A 20,231-nucleotide genomic window follows, 5' to 3' on the forward strand; every position below is an offset into this window, starting at 1 on the left:
AATATAAGCGAGTGGACTAGCTTTATAGTACCCACTGAAATAAAGAATCATAATATAATTTGTAATAACTTATACGGGAAGGGAGCTGAAAATCATGTTTTATTCATATTTTAATTCTGAAACTGGTATGCGACCAGCGTATGGTACATCTATAACGTATAGTGGAGCACAAAGTACAGTCCAAGCTATTCAACAAGCATTGCAAATGCAACAACAATTGCAAATGCAGCAGCAAGGTGTACAACCGTATTATTCATCCGTAGAGTATTTTTACCCAGTACATCATGTTACACCGTACGGAAGTTCTTTTCTGACTATTCCATATGGAACTGTATACAACTTATAACTAGTAAGGAATGAAGTGGTGTATATAAATAAGGGTGCAGGTTAATAGCGCCCTTATGAATAATAAAAATAGCTAGTCCAAACCTTATAAATCAATCTTACATAATATGTAGTAATAAGTTTGAAAGGGGAATTAGTATGTCTTGTTATTACTACTGTAAGTATTGTAAGGAGTATAAAAAGAAGCATCATGATTGTTGTAAGAACACTAGTAAGTGCCATGATAACAAGGACAATCTTGTTAGAGCATCCGCATTTAGAGCTAGAAATACAGTAAATCAAAATGTTCCTGCTAATACTTTTGTGAAAGTGTTATTTCAAAATGAACAATTTGATTTAGCGAATGAGTATAATCCAGCAACATCTATTTTTATGCCGAAGACTAAAGGAGTATATTCTATTATTGGAACGATTGGTTTCTTTCCAAACGATCCAACTTTAAATTATAGAGCGCGTGTAGAAATTCGTGTGAATGGAAACGCAGCGATAGCTATAGATAATGACTTTTTTGGTCCAATAAGTTTTGGAAATGTAGTAAGTGTTTCGACGATTGTTCAATTGAATGCAGGGGATGAAGTTGAGATTTATGCACAAAGTAGTATAGATGGAGTTTTAAGTCCTTTAGAAGATGGTGCACATTTTGAAGCAGCTAGATTTCCTTCTCCAATTAAATAAAGTCATTAAACAATGAGTTTACAGAAGCTTAAAGGTAAACCCTCACCGAAATGGTGAGGGTTTTTTACTCTATTAAAAATAGTAACAGGTCGTCCAAGCTATTCTAATCTATATAGCATACTATGTAAAAATAAGTGTAAAGGGGGACTAACTATGTCTTATTATTACTGTAAGTATTGTAAAGATTACAAAAAGGAAAGTCATGATTGTTATAGGAAAAGTAGTAAATGTGATAGGAAGTATGTAAAGGTGAAGTGTTGTGATGATAAGAAAGAGGAGCTTGTAAGGGCATCGGCATTTAGAGCTGTGAATACAGTTAATCAACCTGTTCTAGCAAATACTCCTGTTAAAGTATTATTTCAAAATGAACAATTTGATCTAGCGAATGAATATAATCCAGTAACATCCATTTTCACTCCGAAAACTAGAGGGGTATATAGTGTATTAGGAAATATAACATTTTCTCCAAATGATTTTAATGTGAATTACAGAGCTAGAGTAGAAATTCGTGTGAATGGAAATCCAGCAATAGCGATAGATAATGATTTCTTTGGAACAGGAGTATTTTTTAATAATGATGTTTCCGTAACTACTATTCTTCAATTAGAAGCAGGAGATGTAGTTGAAATTTTTGCAGAAAGTAGTATTGCTGGCGTAATTGTACAAAATGTTAATGGTGTAAATACGGTTCACTTTGAAGTGGCAAGATTTCCTTCTCCAATTAAATAAAACAGATCATTAAATGTTTTTTAGTAGGTTTAGTTAATCCCCTTACCAAATGGTGGGGGATTATTATTGTTTTTCTAAAATATATAAGGAAACAGGTTAAGTATAGTTTAATTTGTAAGGGTTTCAATCTTCTTCAGATAATAAACAGAATAATAAGTAACATGCTTGTACAAACTCATTGTTAGTAAGTTTACTAGTTTTCTTATAGAACAAGAAAGAAGGAATACATAAAAGATCGTATCGTTACGTTTTTTCTTTACTATATAGAAATTATATATTGAACATAGATTTGTGAAGGTAATACTAATACACTGAAAAGAATAACATAAAGGCGATTACACTATATAAAAACAAAATCAATCCTAAGATGAGTAGTATTGGATGCAGCTTGAACATATTTGACCTCCTTGAGTATATAAAGAATTTTAATATATTATTGGTCAATTTAGAAGGGGGACGGTTGCATAAAAAAAGAGCATACATAATAAGTACGCTCTAAAGAAAGATAGGTTTTATGAGTGGATAATCTCCATACGATAATATATGTTCTTTTAATAAAAACGTGTAAAAAATCAATGAATTATCAATGGAATATCATAAAATGTGTAATTTTAGTTTAGGAATGCATTTATTTTCTTTCTCAGTTATTTTAGGTAACAAATTTGTGAAAATCGTACATTATGCGGACTAACAACGGGATAGCGATCGTACTTCAGTCACATATTTCTTAAAGTCTGGATATTGCGTGATAGTTTGACATTTAGGGGTGCATAGTTGATTAATTATAGACACATTTGTAATTACTTCGTTACAAGGACCGAAAAATGTAACTTTTAGTTTTGAATTTGGTGGGATTTTGAACACGATAGGTTTTTTTTCCATGAAATCAGCTCCTAATATTGAGTATTATAAGTTAAAGGATGTAGAGTCGTATTAGTATAATATGAAACTTCAGTGGATTTGCTTATAATAAAGAATTTCATAGTAGTAAAATTGCTTAAAGATGTAAAGGGGAAATTGAGAATGCGAAATAAAACGTTTAATTAATATAATCAATAAATACGCAAATGGTTAATATAACTAATGCATTTTTTTATTTTCTACATATTATGTTAGTAAGAATTGTATAAGGAGGTAGTATAAAATAGTGGAAGAAAATGTACAAGCTCAGCTTTCGCCACCGTGGATCACATATTTTAATGAATTAAAAAATTCAATAGGTGCTGATCCAACTGTTACAGTTGGGCCGCTTATTCCTGTTGGTGGTAATTATATTATTTTAGTGCATGCGTTAAGTTTGGAAGTTTTAATTTAATAATGTAGGGGGATGTTTTCTAATATCCGTAAAAATGATTGATACCTGGATTGATAGGACGAGATTACATAACAAATGAATAGTAGGGTATATTTCAAATATGAGAATGTTTTATATGGTATATATGTTAAAGTTAATAGAAATATTTCTGAAAGAGAATATATTTTTTAAAACAGTAACGATTCTTTTTATTTATATTATAGATAGCTAGTTTTAGAGAGATAAGGCTTACAATAAAACAAGCTATGAATAAGACATTAAAAAGGAGCTGGAATGTATGGGTTATATTGTAGATATTTCAAAATGGAATGGAACTATCAATTGGGATATTGCAGCATCTCAGCTAGATTTAGTGATTGCTAGAGTTCAAGATGGCTCTAATAAGGTGGATTTTATGTATCAAAATTATGTTAGTGAAATGAAAAAGTATAGTATCCCATTCGGTAATTATGCTTTTTGCCGTTTTATATCTATTGCTGATGCAAAGAAAGAGGCACAAGATTTTTGGAATCGTGGTGATCAATCAGCTAAGTTTTGGGTGGCGGACGTAGAAGTTCAAACGATGGCAGATATGCAAGGCGGGACACAGGCATTTATTGATGAATTACGCCGTTTAGGTGCGGAAAAAGTAGGATTATATGTAGGGCATCACATGTATTTATCATTTGGAGCACGTAATATTGAAGCTGATTTCGTATGGATCCCTCGTTATGGAGGGAATAAGCCAGCATATCCATGTGATATTTGGCAATATACGGATTCAGGGAATGTTCCTGGGATTGGGAAATGTGATCTGAATCGATTAGTAGGAAATAAGTCACTTTCTTGGTTTATAGATTCGAACAAAGCAAATCAATCTAACATAGTGTATAAACAGCAACCGAATGGCATTGGTATTGCAGTTTCGAAATATCCTGATGGATACGGAATAAATTTATATGAGAACCCCATGAATCCTCAATTTACAGGTGCACTCACTCAGAAAATTCCATATTTAATCTTAACAGGTTATTGGGGAGGCGGTGAGCAAGATATGATTTGTTTAGGGAACGATAAGCAGTGGGCATATTTAAAACATTTTAAGGTGAAATGGTTTTATGCAACTTCGAAATATCCTGTCGGCTACAGAGTAAATTATTATGAAGAGCCTGAATGTATGAATTATAAAGGAAATATAGATGGATCGACATCTTTTCGAGTGTGGGGTAGAGTGGGAAATGCGGTAGATATCGGGCAGAATAGTTGGATACCTGAAGAACATGTAAGTATTAAGTAACTATAGCAGCCGTATTGTTTTTGAGGTGTATGTAAAGAGTCTTCTTACTATACATAATAGTAAGAAGACTCTTTATGTTTAAAAATGGAAATGCATGATACATAGTCAACTCATATGAAATGAATTACATGCAGAAAACACACTGTTTTCACAATGCCTGTGTATAGTTAATTTGCATAATGATAAAAGTGAGGTATTTGAATTGAAAAAGAAAAAAATATTTATTGGAACAATTATTTCATGCGTGATGCTAGCATTATCTGCATGTGGTTCTTCAGACAACGTAGTAACATCAAAAGTAGGAAATGTTACAGAGAAAGAATTAAGTAAAGAATTAAGACAACAATATGGAGAAAGTACTTTATATCAAATGATGTTAAGTAAGGCATTGTTAGATAAATATAAAGTTTCGGATGAGGAAGCAAAAAAGAAAGTAGAAGAAGCAAAAGATAAAATGGGTGAGAACTTTAAATCAACTTTAGAACAACTTGGATTGAAAAATGAAGATGAATTAAAAGAAAAAATGAAGCCAGAAATTGCATTTGAGAAAGCGATTAAAGCAACAGTCACAGAAAAAGATGTGAAAAATAACTATAAACCAGAAATGAAAGTAAGTCACATTTTAGTGAAAGATGAAAAGACAGCTAAAGAAGTAAAGGAGAAAGTAAATAATGGTGAAGATTTTGCTGCCTTAGCAAAACAGTATTCAGAAGATACTGGTTCAAAGGAACAGGGCGGGGAAATATCTGGTTTTGCTCCTGGACAAACTGTGAAAGAATTTGAGGAAGCTGCGTATAAATTAGATGCAGGCCAAGTAAGTGATCCAGTTAAAACAACTTACGGTTACCATATTATTAAAGTGACGGATAAAAAAGAATTGAAGCCATTTGATGAAGTAAAGGAAAAAATTCGTAAAGATTTAGAACAACAAAGACTACAAGATACGACAGGTAAATGGAAACAACAAGTAGTCAATGATTTATTGAAAGATGCTGATATTAAAGTGAATAATAAAGAATTTAAAGATACATTTAAATTTCTAGAAAAGAAATAATGATTGTAATCATAATTAGAAAAGGGAACTCATATAGAGTTCCCTTTTCTAATTAGTGTGTGAGTTATAAATAGATAGTAAGACAATACAATATTACATTTAAATATTAAGAATTACAATGGGAAATAATGGATATCGAACATAATTTAAAAAATAATACATATAATGTTTTTGAATAAATATTTAATATGGATAATTAGTAAAAAGCTGAGCATTCGAATGGAAAGGATGTTCTTTTTGGTGTGAAAATTTTAGGATAAATAATGAATCGTATTAAACGCGTCATTTACCACATCAATAAATTAAGGTGGGGAGAATATATGAAAGTAATCTTTCAAGGAGAGGGCGGCGCGAAAATTTTTGAGTCATATGATGAAAATGTAAGTGATTTATTAGCTATATTAAAAGAAACGAAAGGGATTAAAATCGGGATTGTTGAGTATAAAGTGTTAAAGTACGAACTTAATTATTTTCGTCATCCGAAAAAAGCGGATACAGAGAGAGAGTTACATATAATAGTACAACCTAAGTATATGTAATGAAATATAATAATAAAAATCACTGATTCAGTTTTGTAAAGTTTCATAGAGTATGTAAGAAAAGAGAGTGTTGTAAATGCTCTCTTTTCTTATGCTTTGTGAGTTCGTTCATCATAGTATATGTGTTCAGTTATAGATGGTTAATAAACGAAAAAATTTAAAACTTTTTTGTTTAGGCAGGGATTTTATATTTAAGTAAATAAATATACTATGAAGTATTTTTTATACGAATATTGGAGGAGTATAAAATGAGTTTAGCAAGTTACATAGGCTGTAATGTAGAAATTCCGTTAACGGAGCCCGATTCTAATGATGTAATTGTTTTTGGATCATGTTTTGCAGAGGAAAGTATGCTTGAAATGGTACAAGAGTATCAATTCCAAAAAAATTACATATATGAGGTTTCAACTAGTTGGGGAATTGAACTTGTCGAGTGGCAAAACGTAAAGGAAAAAAAAGAAGCGAAAGAAAAACTTTTAACTTTATGCAAGATTATGGAAGGTTATTTGGAAGATGGAGACTATTTCGAATTATTCAGTTGTTGGGTTGGTGATGAAGATAAGGAACGAGTAGGGGAATTGAAATTAAAAATAAATCATTTTAATATAGATGAATTATGTATTCCAGAAAGAACATTAGTTAGGATAGAAAAATAAACATTGAAATATTTTTTAAGAAAAGGCGATTTCACTTTGTGTGAAGTCGCCTTTTAGTTGTTATATGCATTTTACATAAGAAATGAGAAGTTTATTTGATAAAGGAAAAAAGTATGGAGATAAATAAAATTATGTTTTTTGTTAAAAAATAATAAGTATGGCTCTTCTCAAAAGAACGTAAGTTCGTGTATAATAAGAACGAATGTTCTTTTGAGAGGTAACCTAATTATAGTTTAGAAGTAAATCCGAGTTTAGTGCGTATTAAAAATAACTAAGGGATAGTATGGCTAAATAAATGTATAAATGATCAAGGAGATAAAAATGAACGATGTAAAGATACAAAAGGAAGAAAGAGAGTGGGTTCCGTTTACAGTAATATCCGAACAACTTTTAAATATGAGAAAGATTATTGGAGAGAAATTAAAAGTACAAAAACCGCTTTTAACAAACGAAGCAAAAGAGAGAATTTCTGATAAATTATTAACGTCATTACTGTCTGAGAAAGAAATATTGGTAACATATTTTGAAGATGGTTACATACTAACAAACTACATGACTGTTGTACATATCAATCCGGTAAAACAAATTGTAATTTGTACAGACGCCTTTTATAAAACTTACGTATTTAACGCTATGGATATTATTGAAATAACGTAAAAGAAGCTGAATATTAAATGGCAGCTTCTTTTATTTCTGATTTATGAGACAAATAATACAAGAAAAAGCAGCTAGCTTCGTGCTAGCTGCTGAGCCCCAGGGAAAGGGAGAAAAAGATAGGGTACTCCAAAATCAACAAGAGCTGTCAAACAGCCTGATTATAGTATAGACAAATTAAGATTTTCTATACTAAAAGTTGAACATAAGATTAGGCTGTACCCACTTGGTTTTGATCTGCAAGGTCAGAATCAAATGTATTGGTCGCGCTAACACCGCTAAAAGTATTAACAACAAAACCAACGTTTGATGCGCCAGAGCCATTATAAGCTTTCGTATTTTCTTTTGGAGAAACGTTGTAGAAATCACCTAAGTTAAATGAACCATTACTATTTTGTACAACTAAATTCCCTACAACTGATGGCATAATTTTCACCTGCTTTATAATAAGTTGTTAACATTACTATATGGAGTTATAGTCCAGATGGTTCATATAATAAAAATTGTGGAATAGTAAAACGTTTGGAGCATGGATTTCAATAAAAGTGTGTTAAAATTAATATAATAAAGTTGAGTAATTTTTTTAAAAAATTTGTATAATTGATATATACGAAAATAAAGGAGGCAAAATGTAATGAAAGATATTATGAAAAAAGTTGATTTAACAGATGCCAAATCAAGTAATCTTGTTGCACTAATTTATAGTAATGAAGTTATATTAGTTGAAGACGCATTTTGTCCAAATGAAATAAAATTAAAGTTTAATGAAATTGCAATTTTATCTGCAATTAAAACAGCTCATATTGCGAAAGTGTCTATTAGGAAAGAACTTGAAGCGCTTTTTCATGATACGGGTGTTATATTAGTGAAACAAAATGTTGATTATGGTAGTAGCCAATCTATTACCATGCATTTTGAGCAATTTAAAAAATTGCAATATGAGATTGAATATTTAAATAAAAGTATGTAATAAGGCAGCTAAATAAAGGTTCTATCATAAAGGTGGAATGTGTTGTGTTGAAAAAGTGGTTTGAAAATTATTTGGGTGAATCGCATTGTAAACATAAATATATTTTTATTAAGATGCAGGATAATGAGGATTTTAAAAAAGATACATTAGGTGTAGTTTATATTTACCAGTGTGAAAAATGTGGAAAAGAGAAGTTGAAATGTAAAAACGATAATGAAATAAACAATGAATTTTTAGATATATAGCAAAAAGTAACCATGATGGTTACTTTTTTTATTTATGTATGCAATATCAAAACCATTACTAAAGTATGAGTTGAGTTGATACTATAGTAAATGGCTGAATAAAAATGAAGAGAGTAAGATATAGGGAAGGAGGATGAGAGAAATGCAGAGAAAAGAAATTGGTAAATCTGTAATTATTACAGGTGTGACACAAGGGTTAGGACGTGCGATGGTTGACCGATTTGATGAATTAGGGTGGAACATATATGGTTGTGGACGTTCAAAAGATAAAATTGAAGAACTAAAAAAACAGTACAGTAAAATACATGATTTTCAAGTAATTGATGTTTCAGATTCTCAGCAAGTTAACAACTGGGCAAATTATATACTTAATAGACATACGGCTCCCGATATGATAATAAATAATGCATCGATTGTAAATCAAAATGCACAACTTTGGAAAATTACGGCTCAAGAATTCGAAAATGTAATGAATGTAAACGTGAATGGTGTAGTAAATGTAATAAGAGCGTTTGTTCCCGCAATGGTAGCTAGGAAAGAAGGAATTATCATTAATATGAGTTCTAGTTGGGGGAGAGAAGGTGAAGCTGAGCTTGCGCCATATTGTGCCTCAAAATTTGCAATTGAAGGTATCACTAAATCTATGGCACTGGAATTACCTCATGGCATGGCTGTAGTTGCTTTAGATCCTGGAGGGAGTATTAGTACTCCAATGCTGAAGTCATGTGCGCCACAATATATAAATGAATCACCTACACCTGAAACTTGGTCACATAAAGCAACTCAATATATATTGAATATAACAATAGATAAAAATGGAGATTCACTGACATGCCCAGCATGCATATAAAAAGCACCTTTAAGGTGCTTTTTATATTAGTAGCACATTATATCATTCACAAAATTACATTTAAAAAATAAAATAAAAGATTAAGGGTGGAATTTATTTATTCCGCTATTTGCCGATTAGTAAGACCCCTACCTCAAAATTCAGCGAAAGCAAAGAATTTAGGAGGGGGATGAAGAAAACCCCACTGATTAAAGTTTCACTTTATTTTGAAAGGTTTAGAAAATATTTAAATAGGTGATAAAAATGAATCCAAGCGGTTTAAAAGTTACAGGAGCATGGTTTCAAGTAGGTGGGAACCTTACAGCTGCAATTGGAACGACAAGAGGATTTATTGGAGAAGAGAAAGTTGAATCGGATCTCGTTATTGTAGGAAGCTCATTACAAGCCCTCGGGTATATATTACAAATCATTGCGAGCAATTATGATGATGGGGAAGAAAAAAGAGAAAATCAAAATATAGGCTTAGAGAATCAAAGTAAATTACTTGATCAAATAGGAATTGAGCTATTAGCATTAGGGAATATATCAAATGTAATAGGAACATATTTTAATATAAATGAACAATCGAAAGAAAATGATTATCTTATTATTACAGGGAACAGTTTACAATCGATCGGTGCTTTTTTAGGAGTAGAAGCAGCTTTGATGGATATAAATGTACTACAGAAAATTATTATATTAGGTAACTCCATGCAAAGTTTAGGTGCTGGATTACAAGCGTATCAAGGTGTTTCAAATGTATTGAAAGATGAGAGAGAAAATGAAGATAGTATTTTTGATAAGAAGGATGAGAGAATAATTGCACTCATTGGTATTTGGATACAAGCGATAGGAACGTTAATTTCTGCAATTGGAGTAACTGCAATAGAGGAAGAAAATAGGCTAGAAAACAATGAAAAGGTTGAAATACTTATATAAATAGAAGGAGATACATGAATTTTATAGGTACGTTAAGATTAAAATAGTAGTAGGTTTTTTTGCCTATAGATAGAATATATAAAGTAAGAGATGTTATATATACTTAATGAAAATTTATGTAACAACATCATAAGGTTTCTTTACGTATGTTTTGAAAAGGGATATATAAAATACAAAATAAGGAGTTTTCAAGGGATGATGTATTTATTAGCAATTTTTCTTCCACCTGTTGCTGTACTATTTTGTGGAAAACCAATTCAGGCAATAATAAATTTCATATTAACATTAATATTTTGGGTGCCAGGAGTTATACATGCAATTCTTGTAGTGCATGATAAAAAAGCTGATCGGCGTTTGAAAAAACAAATTCAAGCATATGATGAAATTAATAAGAGGAATCGAAGATAATTCATCTGTGAAATGTTTTTAAAAGAAAGGAGGATTAACCTCCTTTTTTTAGTGGGTGTTAAGTTTAAATTTTTGTGTGGCGGAAAGAATTTTTAATATAAGTTTTATGATAATAACTTTTAGATTGTGCATGTAATAGGCCAGTATAAATACTTTCTGGTACATTAAAGAAATCGTACATACCATTCTTTAATTGGATTCGCAAAATCATAGAAAAAGGATTATAGCCAACAGCAACTATATTTTTTGAAATCACGGGAGATAGCTTCATCATTACGCAACTCCTCACTTTTCATTTTTAATAATTTCTTGTAGATATTGAGGTTGTGAAGTTGAAATCCTTATAAATTAAGAGGTATTATACTTATATGCAATATATTAAATGTTTGTTATACGTAATTATAAGGAAGTTCACACGAAGTACATATCGTTGTGCTATTTTTATTTCACCTTTGATTTATAAATAAGAAAATATTGACCATTTGAAAAAAAGGTATATTATTTATACGAGGTATTAAAAATTCACTTTTTACATTCTATGCTTAAAGGGGCAGCGTTATTAGGAAAAATAGAAGTGAAAATAGTTTGTATAAGAAGTATTCTAAAATTTATAATCTGTGAATTGGGAAAATATTGAATGCTCCAGGTCAATATACTTTCTTAATCAAATGCATTTTAGAAAGTGACCTCAATATTTTTAAGTAAATCAACGGGAGAATTGAAAGGCAGGAGAAAGTAACATGTCAGAAAATTATCGTTCTCGAGAGGAACGACGACAAGTTAAAAAGAAAAAACAACCAGCTTCTAAAACACAAAAACCAAAAGGTAAAACATCATTCTTTCGCAAGTTTTTAATTACTTGTTTATTACTTGGTATTGTTGGTTTAGTGGCGGGGGTTGCTACCTTTTTCGTAATGATTAAGGATGCACCAAAACTTGAGAAAGCAAAACTTGTTAATCCGTTATCCTCAAAAATTTATGATAAAAACGGGGATTTGGTATATGAATATGGAAAAGAAAAAAGGACGAATGTTACGTATGAGCAAATACCTAAATTAGTAGAAAATGCATTTTTAGCGACAGAAGATTCACGTTTTTATGAGCATAGCGGAGTAGATTTTAAAGGTACTGCGCGTGCTGTTCTAGTAAGTCTTAAAGGAGATTACGGTTCTCAAGGTGGAAGTACGATAACACAGCAAGTTATTAAAAACTACTTCTTATCAATGGACAAAACACCAAAGCGTAAGGCGCAAGAAATATATTTAGCTTATAAGCTAGAACAACAGTATTCAAAACATGAAATATTAGAGATGTACTTAAATAAAATTAACTTAGGAAACCGTTCATATGGGATCGCAACAGCAGCACAAAACTACTATGGTAAAGAATTGAAGGACTTAACATTACCAGAAGTTGCGATGTTGGCAGGTTTACCGAAAGCACCGAATAACTATGATCCAACGAAAAAAGAAAATGTTCAAAAAGCAACAGAAAGAAGAAATGTTGTTCTAAACTTAATGAATCGACATGGATATATAACAAAACAGGAAATGGAAGAAGCATTAAAAGTTGACGTAGAAAAGGGACTCAAGCCTGCAACTCAACTACAAACAATGCCATACCCTGCATTTATGGATGCAGTTGTGAAAGAAGTAGAAAAAGAATTGCCAGATGCTAATATTGGTTCTGATGGTTTAGAAATTTATACAACGTTAGATCCGAAAGCACAGAAACTCGCTGATAATATTTTAAATAATAATATCATTGATTATCCGAACGATAAATTCCAAGGTGCATTTACATTTATGGATACGAAAACAGGAGAAGTTCGTGCTATAGGTAGTGGCCGTGGAGAAAATAAAGCTGTATTTAAAGGGCATAATATGGCAATTGAATTAGATCGTGCAGCTGGTTCAACGATGAAGCCGATTTTCGACTACGCTCCTGCAATTGAATATTTAAAATGGGCCACGTACCATCAAATTGATGACTCTCCATTTAAGTATTCAACGGGACAAGAAGTACGAAATTCAGATAGAAGTCATATGGGACCTATTACAATGCGTGTAGCATTAGAAAAGTCACGAAATATCCCAGCAATTAAGACTGCGAAAGAAGTTGGAATTAATAAATCAAAAGACTTCTCTGAGAAATTAGGCATTACATTTAATGCGGCACCGACTGAATCAACAGCGATTGGTACAAATGAAGTATCACCAACTGAAATAGCGGGCGCTTATGCGGCATTTGGTAATGATGGTAAATATACGAAACCGCATTTTGTTAAGAAAGTTGTTTATCCAGATGGTAAGTCACAAAGTTTTGGACAAAAGCCAAAACAAGTTATGACAGATTCTACGGCATATATGATTACAGATATGCTTCGTTCTGTAGTTACATCAGGTACTGGTACATCTGCAAATATAGCATCTTTAGATGTAGCTGGTAAAACGGGTACGACAAACTACTCATCAAAACAATTAGCTCAATATAAAATTCCAGAAAGTGCAACTCGTGATAGTTGGTTTGCTGGATATACACCGCAATATACGATGGCAGTATGGACGGGGTATATGAAAGATGGTAAAGACGAGTATATTAGTAGTAAAAATACGAAAATTGCACAGTTGATCTTTAAAGAAATGATGAGTGAAATGGCTACAGATAAATCACGCTTTAAAATGCCAAGTAGCGTTATTCAAGAAGGTAGTGAGCTACGTATAAAAGGTGAAAAACGTGATTCATCGCCAAATACTAGCGTACCGGATACAACGGAGCAACCAAAACAAGATCAACAGCAAAAAACTGAAGAAGAGAAAAAGCAAGAAGAATTAAAGAAACAAGAAGAACTGAAAAAACAAGAAGAGCAAAAGAAACAAGAGGAACTTAAGAAGCAAGAAGAACAAAAGAAACTAGAAGAGCAAAAGAAACAAGAAGAAGAAAAGAAACAAAATGAACAAAATAACGGAAATGGTCAAGGAACGACACCTCCAGCGAATAACGGAGGAGGCCAAGGAACGACACCTCCAGCAAATAACGGAGGAGGACAAGGAACGACACCTCCAGCGAATAATGGAGGAGGCCAAGGAACGACACCTCCAGCAAATAACGGAGGAGGTCAAGGAACGACACCTCCAGCGAATAATAATGGAGGTCAAGGAACTCCAACCCCACCTGCAACAGTACAACCAAATAATGGTGGAAATGCAGGAGAGGTTCCTGCCAATAATGGACAATAAGAAAAATTTATAGAAAAGTTTTCAAAAGAGCACTTAAGATTTGTAGGAATTTACAATCTTAAGTGCTCTTTTCATTTTGCTACAGAAAATGTAATGTTAAGGGCCGGATAGAAAAAGAGTGAATGTAGTTTATGTGAAATATAACGTAAAGAGAGAAATGATTGTACGTGCGGGTTATCCCGGAAAGGGACTAACTGTGATGGATTACATAAACCATTAAATGAGTGGGAATTATATTCAAATCTTTAATAAATGTCTTTCTTTAACGGTTACTTTAGTTTGGAAAACAATTAAAAAGTCGAATTTCTTATTTAAGGAATTCGACTTTTTATGTTGAAACTGGATTAAAGGTTCGCCTTATTAAAATGTAGGGGTAATACAGTGATAGCTATTAAATGTTAAACGTACCATAAAAATTTTGAAAAAAAATTGAAGGGAAATGATAAAAGACTTGAGTCGGAGGTAGTGGAGGATAACTATGGCTATGAATGGGAGTACTACTGGGGTGTGTACCATGATGCCAAAATGATGGGGTAACTTGACCGGGAATTTGATATTGCTGCCAAGTTGCGGGAAGTTCAATTCCTACATCGGAGCTAGCTGTATGAACTGCAGGAACATGTATTCCAGGAGTCGAAGGAACTACGGCAGTTACTCTTAATAATACCCACATGAAATATTCACTCCTAAGTTGTGATAATAAATTAGTATATTCTTTTCACACATATAAAGGCACATATATAGGACTTTCGTTTAAAACATGCGTACAAAGTCTTAAGACTAATGTAAGCTGATGGTGGACTATTTAATATGAAAAGATACGTCTATTTGCGGAGGGAAAAGAGATAAAAAAAATGTACAATGAGGGTGTTAATCGTAATGTTTTACGAGTGTATGGAGGTATTTTTATGGAACGATTATGGACGAAATCATTTATTCAAATGACTTTCGCAATGTTATTTTTATTTACAGGATTTTATTTACTTGTTCCAACGCTCCCGCTCTTTATTAAAGAGATAGGTGGCAATGAATCGCAAGTTGGACTCATGATGGGAATGTTTACAATAGCTGCTGTTGTAATACGACCGATTATTGGAGGAATGTTAGATCAATATGGTAGAAGATCCTTTATTATTTTCGGACTCATCTTTTTTGGATTAACGATGTATTCCTATAATATAGCATCGACTATTGTCCTTTTAGCTGTTTTACGTGTTATTCACGGAGTAACATGGGCTGTTTCTACAACAGCTGTTGGAACAGCAATAACGGATATTATTCCAGATTCACGCCGTGGTGAAGGTATGGGCTGGTACGGGATGGCGATGACAATTGCAATGGCGATCGGACCAATGATTGGACTATGGGTTGTACAAAATTATTCATTTCATGGTCTATTTTTATTAGCGACGTTGTTATCTTTTATGGCAGTCGTATTATCACTAATAACGAAGATGCCATTTACGCCACAAAAAGAAAAAGGGAAAATTCAGCTATTTGAGAAATCTGTATTAACAATCACGATTGTAGTATTCTTTTTATCGTTTGCATATGGAGGAATAACAACCTTTTTACCGTTATTTGCATCATCAATTCATGTGAATCCAGGAACTTTCTTTCTTGTATATGCAATTGCATTAACAATTGTAAGACCAATTTCAGGGAAACTATTAGATAAGTATGGAGAAGTATTCATCATACTCCCAGCATTATGTATTACTATTTTAGCTATAGTTGTTTTAACTATTTCAAATGGTTTGTTAGGTGTAATTATCGCAGCAACATTATACGGTATTGGATTTGGTTCAGCGCAGCCAGCTTTGCAAGCGGCAATGCTTACAATTGTCGATCCGAGTAAAAGAGGAGTTGCAAATGCTTCATTTTTTACAGCGTTTGATTTAGGAATCGGGTTAGGTGCTATTTTACTTGGAGTTGTTTCACAAATGTTTGGTTATCGTATTTTATTTTCAGGGAGTGCAATTTCGGCATTAATAGCCTTAATCATTTTCGTCTTCTTTGTAAAACAACGATTAGGAAAAAAAGAGTTTGCGTAAACTGGAGGAATAAAGATGAGAATTTCAATTGATCGTAAAGCTCTGCAATGGTTCCAGGAAGAATTACGTATAAAGCACGGTGAATCTGTACGTTTTACTGTAAGGTACGGAGGGGATAGTTCAATTCAGCCCGGATATTCTTTAGGGGTTGTTGCTGAGAAACCAGATGGGGAAATAGTGTCAGTTGAGAAGGAAGGTATTATATTTTTTGTAGATTCTGATGATCTTTGGTATTTTCAAAACTATGATTTATTTGTAAGTTATCATGAGGAAATGGAAGAAATTCAATTTAATTATGTAAAATAATAACTTTATTAAAAATGAATAAGTTTTATATAAAAATTATATTTAAGAGATAGTGAAATAAATATCATATAGTAACGAGCTGTATTTATGTACAGCTCGTTTTTTTTATTTCTCAAATAAAATTAGAATAATTGTATATTTGGCGGTGTTATATGAAAAATCTTTATATCTTGTTTTTGAAAATACGCAAAAAAGTCTATTCTTTCTTTATAAAATATAAGAATTATTTTCAAAAAATTGTATTGTTACAGTAAGAAAAGTGTAGGAAACTTATCATTATAAAATAAATTGAAATCTTCTAAAAACTCTGATACATTGAAATAGAAATGTAGTTTCACAATATTGTAAAGGCTTACAGTTATGTGCACGAAGATCTATTAGGATTGGAGGAAATAATGATGAAAGCTGAAGAAAAATTTTCCCCGGGATTAGATGGTATAGTGGCAGCGGAGACGAAAATCTCGTTTCTTGACACAGTAAAAGGTGAAATTGTAATTCAAGGGTATGACTTAATCGAACTCTCAAAAACAAAAGAGTATTTAGACATTGTGCACCTTTTATTGGAGGAACATCTACCGAATGAAGATGAAAAAGCAACACTTGAAAAGAAATTAAAAGAAGAATATGCAGTACCAGAAGGTGTATTCAACGTACTAAAGGCATTGCCTAAAGAGACGCATCCCATGGATGGATTACGTACAGGTGTGTCAGCGTTAGCTGGTTACGATAATGATATCGAAAACCGCTCGTTAGAAGTGAATAAAAGCCGAGGGTACAAGCTGTTAAGTAAAGTGCCAAACATTGTAGCGAATAGCTATCATATTTTAAATAATGAGGAGCCAATTGAACCTCTTAAAGAATTATCTTATAGTGCGAATTTCTTCTATATGTTAACTGGTAAAAAACCAACTGAACTTGAGGAAAAGATCTTTGATCGTTCCCTTGTTTTATATAGTGAGCATGAAATGCCAAACTCTACATTTACAGCGCGCGTTATTGCATCAACACAATCAGATTTATACGGTGCTTTAACAGGTGCAGTTGCATCTTTAAAAGGAAGTTTACATGGCGGTGCAAATGAAGCGGTTATGTACATGCTTTTAGAAGCTGGTAATGTTGAGAAATTTGAAGAGTTATTACAGAAGAAACTATATAACAAAGAAAAAATTATGGGCTTTGGACACCGTGTTTATATGAAGAAGATGGATCCAAGAGCACTTATGATGAAGGAAGCTTTAAAACAGTTATGTGATGTAAAAGGTGATTATACACTATATGAAATGTGTGAAGCTGGAGAAAAGATTATGGAAAAGGAAAAAGGAATTTATCCAAATCTTGATTATTATGCAGCTCCAGTATATTGGATGCTAGGTATTCCAATTCAACTTTACACACCTATCTTCTTTAGCTCTAGAACAGTGGGATTATGTGCGCACGTTATTGAGCAACATGCAAATAATCGTTTGTTCCGTCCGCGTGTAAATTATATTGGCGAGCGACATGTACTTAGTAAATAAGAACAACTGGGGAGTTGTTAGCACCGCCCGCCAGATGGGTGTTTGACCGACACCCATCATTAATAATAACGAATTTTCGACAGAAAGGGAAGGATAGCATGATTAAAACAAATGAAATTAAGCAAAAAGATGCATTATTAGAAGAGATTACGGATTATGTATTAAATAAAGAGGTTACTAGTGCAGAAGCATTCAGTACAGCTCGTTACGTATTACTTGATACACTTGGATGTGGAATTTTAGCACTACAATATCCAGAATGTACGAAATTACTAGGACCAGTTGTGCCAGGAACAGTCGTGCCAAATGGTACACGTGTACCAGGTACGTCTTATGTACTAGATCCAGTAAAAGGTGCATTTAATATCGGATGTATGATCCGTTGGTTAGACTATAACGATACTTGGCTTGCAGCAGAGTGGGGACATCCATCTGATAACCTAGGCGGAATTTTAGCGGTCGCAGATTATATTAGCCGTGTTCGCATTTCAGAAGGAAAAGAAGCTTTAAAAGTACGTGAAGTATTAGAAATGATGATTAAAGCACATGAAATTCAAGGCGTGCTTGCTTTAGAAAACAGCTTAAACAGAGTTGGTCTTGACCATGTATTATATGTAAAAGTAGCAACAACTGCAGTAGTTGCGAAAATGCTTGGCGGAACACGTGAAGAAATCTTTAATGCATTATCACATGCGTGGATTGATAATTCTAGTCTTCGTACATATCGTCATGCTCCAAATACGGGCTCACGTAAATCATGGGCTGCAGGTGACGCAACGAGCCGCGGTGTTCATCTTGCAATGACTGCTCTAAAAGGTGAAATGGGTTATCCAACAGCATTATCTGCGCCAGGATGGGGATTCCAAGATGTATTATTCAATAAACAAGAATTAAAATTAGCAAGACCACTAGAGTCATATGTAATGGAAAATGTATTATTTAAAGTGTCATATCCAGCAGAATTCCATGCACAAACAGCTGCAGAATGTGCAGTGAAGTTGCATCCGGAAATTAAAGAGAGATTGGATGAAATTGACCGTATTACAATTACGACTCATGAATCAGCAATTCGTATTATTGATAAAGAAGGCCCATTAAATAACCCAGCTGATCGTGATCATTGCTTACAATACATTACGGCAATTGGTTTATTAAAAGGAGATATCGTTGCAGACGATTATGAAGATGCAGTAGCAAACGATCCACGTGTAGACGAATTACGTAATAAGATGGTTGTTGTTGAAAACAAACAGTACAGTTTAGATTACCTTGACCCGAACAAGCGCTCAATCGCCAACGCTGTTCAAGTTCACTTTAAAGATGGCACAGTAACAGAAAATGTGGAATGTGAATATCCACTTGGTCACCGTTTCCGTAGAGACGAAGCAATTCCAAAAGTTGTTCAAAAATTCACTGCAAATATGGCAGGTCATTATTCTAGTAAGCAACAAGAACAAATTCATGAAGTTTGTTTAAATGAAGAAAAGCTAGAAAATATGAATGTAAATGAATTTGTAGATCTATTCTTAATTTAATAATAGGGGGAATTTAGAATGGCTTGGGTTGTGAAAAAGCAGTCAACACAAGAGGAGCTTGCGAATCGATTCCGAGCTTTAGTAGAAGCAAATGAAATTTTGCAAATTCCAGGTGCTCATGATGCAATGGCGGCTTTAGTTGCAAAAAATACAGGTTTTTCAGCTCTTTATTTATCAGGAGCTGCTTATACTGCAAGTAAAGGCTTACCAGATTTAGGTATCGTGACGTCTACTGAAGTGGCTGAGAGAGCAAGAGATTTAGTAAGAGCTACAGACTTACCTGTTCTTGTTGACATTGATACAGGATTTGGTGGTGTACTAAATGTAGCGAGAACAGCTGTAGAAATGGTGGAAGCGAAAGTAGCAGCTGTCCAAATTGAAGATCAGCAATTACCAAAAAAATGTGGGCATTTAAATGGTAAGAAACTTGTTACTACAGAAGAATTGGTTCAAAAAATTAAAGCGATTAAAGAAGTTGCACCGAGCTTATACATTGTAGCACGTACTGATGCTCGTGGCGTTGAAGGATTAGATGAAGCAATTGAAAGAGCAAATGCATATGTAAAAGCAGGTGCAGACGCAATTTTCCCTGAAGCGCTTCAATCAGAGGAAGAATTCCGTCTATTTAATAGTAAGGTAAATGCACCTTTACTTGCGAATATGACTGAATTCGGAAAAACTCCATATTATAGTGCAGAGGAATTTGCAAATATGGGCTTCCAAATGGTTATTTATCCTGTAACTTCACTTCGCGTTGCAGCGAAAGCGTATGAAAATGTGTTTACTTTAATTAAAGAAACAGGTTCTCAAAAAGATGCACTTTCTAATATGCAAACGAGAAGTGAATTATACGAAACAATTTCATATCATGACTTTGAAGAGTTAGATACTGGTATTGCAAAAACAGTATTATCAGAAGATCAATAGATAAAGCAGCGAAGGCGAT

24 protein-coding genes are annotated in these 20,231 nt (G+C 33.0%); 20 read left to right on the top strand and 4 right to left on the bottom strand.

Features of this window, described 5'->3' with window-relative positions; translation table 11 throughout:
• Positions 1-94: 94 nt before the first annotated feature.
• The 3 genes from BM089_RS07370 (at position 95) to BM089_RS07380 (ending at position 1,749) form a co-directional block, all read left to right on the top strand.
• Positions 95-346: a DUF3947 family protein gene (locus BM089_RS07370; RefSeq protein WP_000500095.1), complete on the top strand. Its 252-nt coding sequence runs from the start codon at positions 95-97 to the stop codon at positions 344-346.
• A gap of 137 nt (positions 347-483) precedes the next feature.
• Positions 484-1,020, top strand: a complete 537-nt coding sequence (locus BM089_RS07375) for a C1q-like domain-containing protein (RefSeq protein WP_001278088.1) — start codon at positions 484-486, stop codon at positions 1,018-1,020.
• Between the two features lie 153 nt (positions 1,021-1,173).
• A complete protein-coding gene (locus BM089_RS07380) occupies positions 1,174-1,749 on the top strand; it encodes a complement C1q domain-containing protein (RefSeq protein WP_000122945.1) in 576 nt (191 codons plus the stop codon).
• A 687-nt stretch (positions 1,750-2,436) separates the two neighbouring features.
• Here the strand turns inward: BM089_RS07380 and BM089_RS07385 are convergent.
• The gene (locus tag BM089_RS07385; RefSeq protein WP_000412557.1) at positions 2,437-2,631 is read right to left on the bottom strand and encodes a hypothetical protein; all 195 of its coding nucleotides are present in this window, start codon (positions 2,629-2,631) and stop codon (positions 2,437-2,439) included.
• A 265-nt stretch (positions 2,632-2,896) separates the two neighbouring features.
• Between BM089_RS07385 and BM089_RS30995 the strand changes: the two genes are divergently transcribed.
• The 6 genes from BM089_RS30995 to BM089_RS07415 all read left to right on the top strand — a co-directional run bounded on the left by BM089_RS30995 (position 2,897) and on the right by BM089_RS07415 (position 7,246).
• The gene (locus BM089_RS30995) at positions 2,897-3,064 is read left to right on the top strand and encodes a hypothetical protein (RefSeq protein WP_000392277.1); all 168 of its coding nucleotides are present in this window, start codon (positions 2,897-2,899) and stop codon (positions 3,062-3,064) included.
• 277 nt (positions 3,065-3,341) lie between these two features.
• Positions 3,342-4,340 (top strand): glycoside hydrolase family 25 protein, encoded by a 999-nt coding sequence (locus BM089_RS07395; RefSeq protein WP_090976481.1) that lies wholly within the window; start codon positions 3,342-3,344, stop codon positions 4,338-4,340.
• Positions 4,341-4,542: 202 nt separating this feature from the next.
• The gene (locus BM089_RS07400) at positions 4,543-5,394 is read left to right on the top strand and encodes a peptidylprolyl isomerase PrsA (RefSeq protein ID WP_000727353.1); all 852 of its coding nucleotides are present in this window, start codon (positions 4,543-4,545) and stop codon (positions 5,392-5,394) included.
• A gap of 320 nt (positions 5,395-5,714) precedes the next feature.
• Positions 5,715-5,933 (top strand): hypothetical protein, encoded by a 219-nt coding sequence (locus BM089_RS07405; RefSeq protein ID WP_000864277.1) that lies wholly within the window; start codon positions 5,715-5,717, stop codon positions 5,931-5,933.
• 248 nt (positions 5,934-6,181) lie between these two features.
• Positions 6,182-6,589, top strand: coding sequence for a hypothetical protein (locus tag BM089_RS07410; RefSeq protein WP_061660149.1), 408 nt, complete (start codon positions 6,182-6,184; stop codon positions 6,587-6,589).
• A gap of 321 nt (positions 6,590-6,910) precedes the next feature.
• On the top strand, positions 6,911-7,246 hold the full coding sequence (locus tag BM089_RS07415; RefSeq protein ID WP_002093988.1) for a YolD-like family protein: 336 nt from the start codon (positions 6,911-6,913) through the stop codon (positions 7,244-7,246).
• A 208-nt stretch (positions 7,247-7,454) separates the two neighbouring features.
• Here the strand turns inward: BM089_RS07415 and gerPF are convergent, their stop codons facing one another.
• Positions 7,455-7,670, bottom strand: coding sequence for a spore germination protein GerPF (gene gerPF / locus BM089_RS07420; protein ID WP_001141569.1), 216 nt, complete (start codon positions 7,668-7,670; stop codon positions 7,455-7,457).
• Between the two features lie 207 nt (positions 7,671-7,877).
• On the opposite strand from gerPF, the gene BM089_RS07425 reads away from it, so the two are divergent.
• From BM089_RS07425 to BM089_RS07445, 5 genes are all read left to right on the top strand, one after another.
• Positions 7,878-8,213, top strand: a complete 336-nt coding sequence (locus BM089_RS07425; protein ID WP_000651909.1) for a hypothetical protein — start codon at positions 7,878-7,880, stop codon at positions 8,211-8,213.
• A gap of 44 nt (positions 8,214-8,257) precedes the next feature.
• Positions 8,258-8,458: a hypothetical protein gene (locus tag BM089_RS07430; protein ID WP_000915134.1), complete on the top strand. Its 201-nt coding sequence runs from the start codon at positions 8,258-8,260 to the stop codon at positions 8,456-8,458.
• 142 nt (positions 8,459-8,600) lie between these two features.
• Positions 8,601-9,308, top strand: coding sequence for an SDR family oxidoreductase (locus tag BM089_RS07435; RefSeq protein WP_001189038.1), 708 nt, complete (start codon positions 8,601-8,603; stop codon positions 9,306-9,308).
• Positions 9,309-9,551: 243 nt separating this feature from the next.
• Positions 9,552-10,226 (top strand): DUF6944 family repetitive protein, encoded by a 675-nt coding sequence (locus BM089_RS07440; RefSeq protein ID WP_001069869.1) that lies wholly within the window; start codon positions 9,552-9,554, stop codon positions 10,224-10,226.
• 195 nt (positions 10,227-10,421) lie between these two features.
• The gene (locus BM089_RS07445) at positions 10,422-10,634 is read left to right on the top strand and encodes a YqaE/Pmp3 family membrane protein (protein WP_000990219.1); all 213 of its coding nucleotides are present in this window, start codon (positions 10,422-10,424) and stop codon (positions 10,632-10,634) included.
• A 64-nt stretch (positions 10,635-10,698) separates the two neighbouring features.
• On the opposite strand, the gene BM089_RS07450 is transcribed toward BM089_RS07445, so the two are convergent.
• Complete coding sequence (locus tag BM089_RS07450) at positions 10,699-10,908, bottom strand: KTSC domain-containing protein (RefSeq protein WP_000977080.1); 210 nt, start codon at positions 10,906-10,908, stop codon at positions 10,699-10,701.
• 466 nt (positions 10,909-11,374) lie between these two features.
• Here BM089_RS07450 and BM089_RS07455 point away from each other — a divergent pair, with 466 nt between their 5' ends.
• Positions 11,375-13,873 (top strand): transglycosylase domain-containing protein, encoded by a 2,499-nt coding sequence (locus tag BM089_RS07455; RefSeq protein ID WP_025118549.1) that lies wholly within the window; start codon positions 11,375-11,377, stop codon positions 13,871-13,873.
• 391 nt (positions 13,874-14,264) lie between these two features.
• On the opposite strand, the gene BM089_RS07460 is transcribed toward BM089_RS07455, so the two are convergent.
• Positions 14,265-14,546 (bottom strand): hypothetical protein, encoded by a 282-nt coding sequence (locus BM089_RS07460; RefSeq protein WP_000270089.1) that lies wholly within the window; start codon positions 14,544-14,546, stop codon positions 14,265-14,267.
• A 235-nt stretch (positions 14,547-14,781) separates the two neighbouring features.
• On the opposite strand from BM089_RS07460, the gene BM089_RS07465 reads away from it, so the two are divergent.
• From BM089_RS07465 to prpB, 5 genes are all read left to right on the top strand, one after another.
• Positions 14,782-15,927, top strand: a complete 1,146-nt coding sequence (locus tag BM089_RS07465) for an MFS transporter (RefSeq protein WP_014482022.1) — start codon at positions 14,782-14,784, stop codon at positions 15,925-15,927.
• A 15-nt stretch (positions 15,928-15,942) separates the two neighbouring features.
• Positions 15,943-16,233 (top strand): HesB/YadR/YfhF family protein, encoded by a 291-nt coding sequence (locus BM089_RS07470; protein WP_001222842.1) that lies wholly within the window; start codon positions 15,943-15,945, stop codon positions 16,231-16,233.
• A 395-nt stretch (positions 16,234-16,628) separates the two neighbouring features.
• Positions 16,629-17,750 carry a citrate synthase gene (mmgD, locus tag BM089_RS07475; RefSeq protein ID WP_001987369.1) on the top strand — a complete coding sequence of 374 codons (1,122 nt, stop codon included), beginning with the start codon at positions 16,629-16,631 and terminating at the stop codon, positions 17,748-17,750.
• 98 nt (positions 17,751-17,848) lie between these two features.
• Complete coding sequence (gene prpD / locus BM089_RS07480; protein WP_000598139.1) at positions 17,849-19,285, top strand: 2-methylcitrate dehydratase; 1,437 nt, start codon at positions 17,849-17,851, stop codon at positions 19,283-19,285.
• A gap of 18 nt (positions 19,286-19,303) precedes the next feature.
• On the top strand, positions 19,304-20,212 hold the full coding sequence (gene prpB / locus BM089_RS07485; protein ID WP_000312640.1) for a methylisocitrate lyase: 909 nt from the start codon (positions 19,304-19,306) through the stop codon (positions 20,210-20,212).
• Positions 20,213-20,231: the final 19 nt, after the last annotated feature.

It is taken from the genome of Bacillus sp. 5mfcol3.1 (assembly GCF_900114335.1).
In the GTDB taxonomy this organism is placed as follows: domain Bacteria; phylum Bacillota; class Bacilli; order Bacillales; family Bacillaceae_G; genus Bacillus_A; species Bacillus_A thuringiensis_S.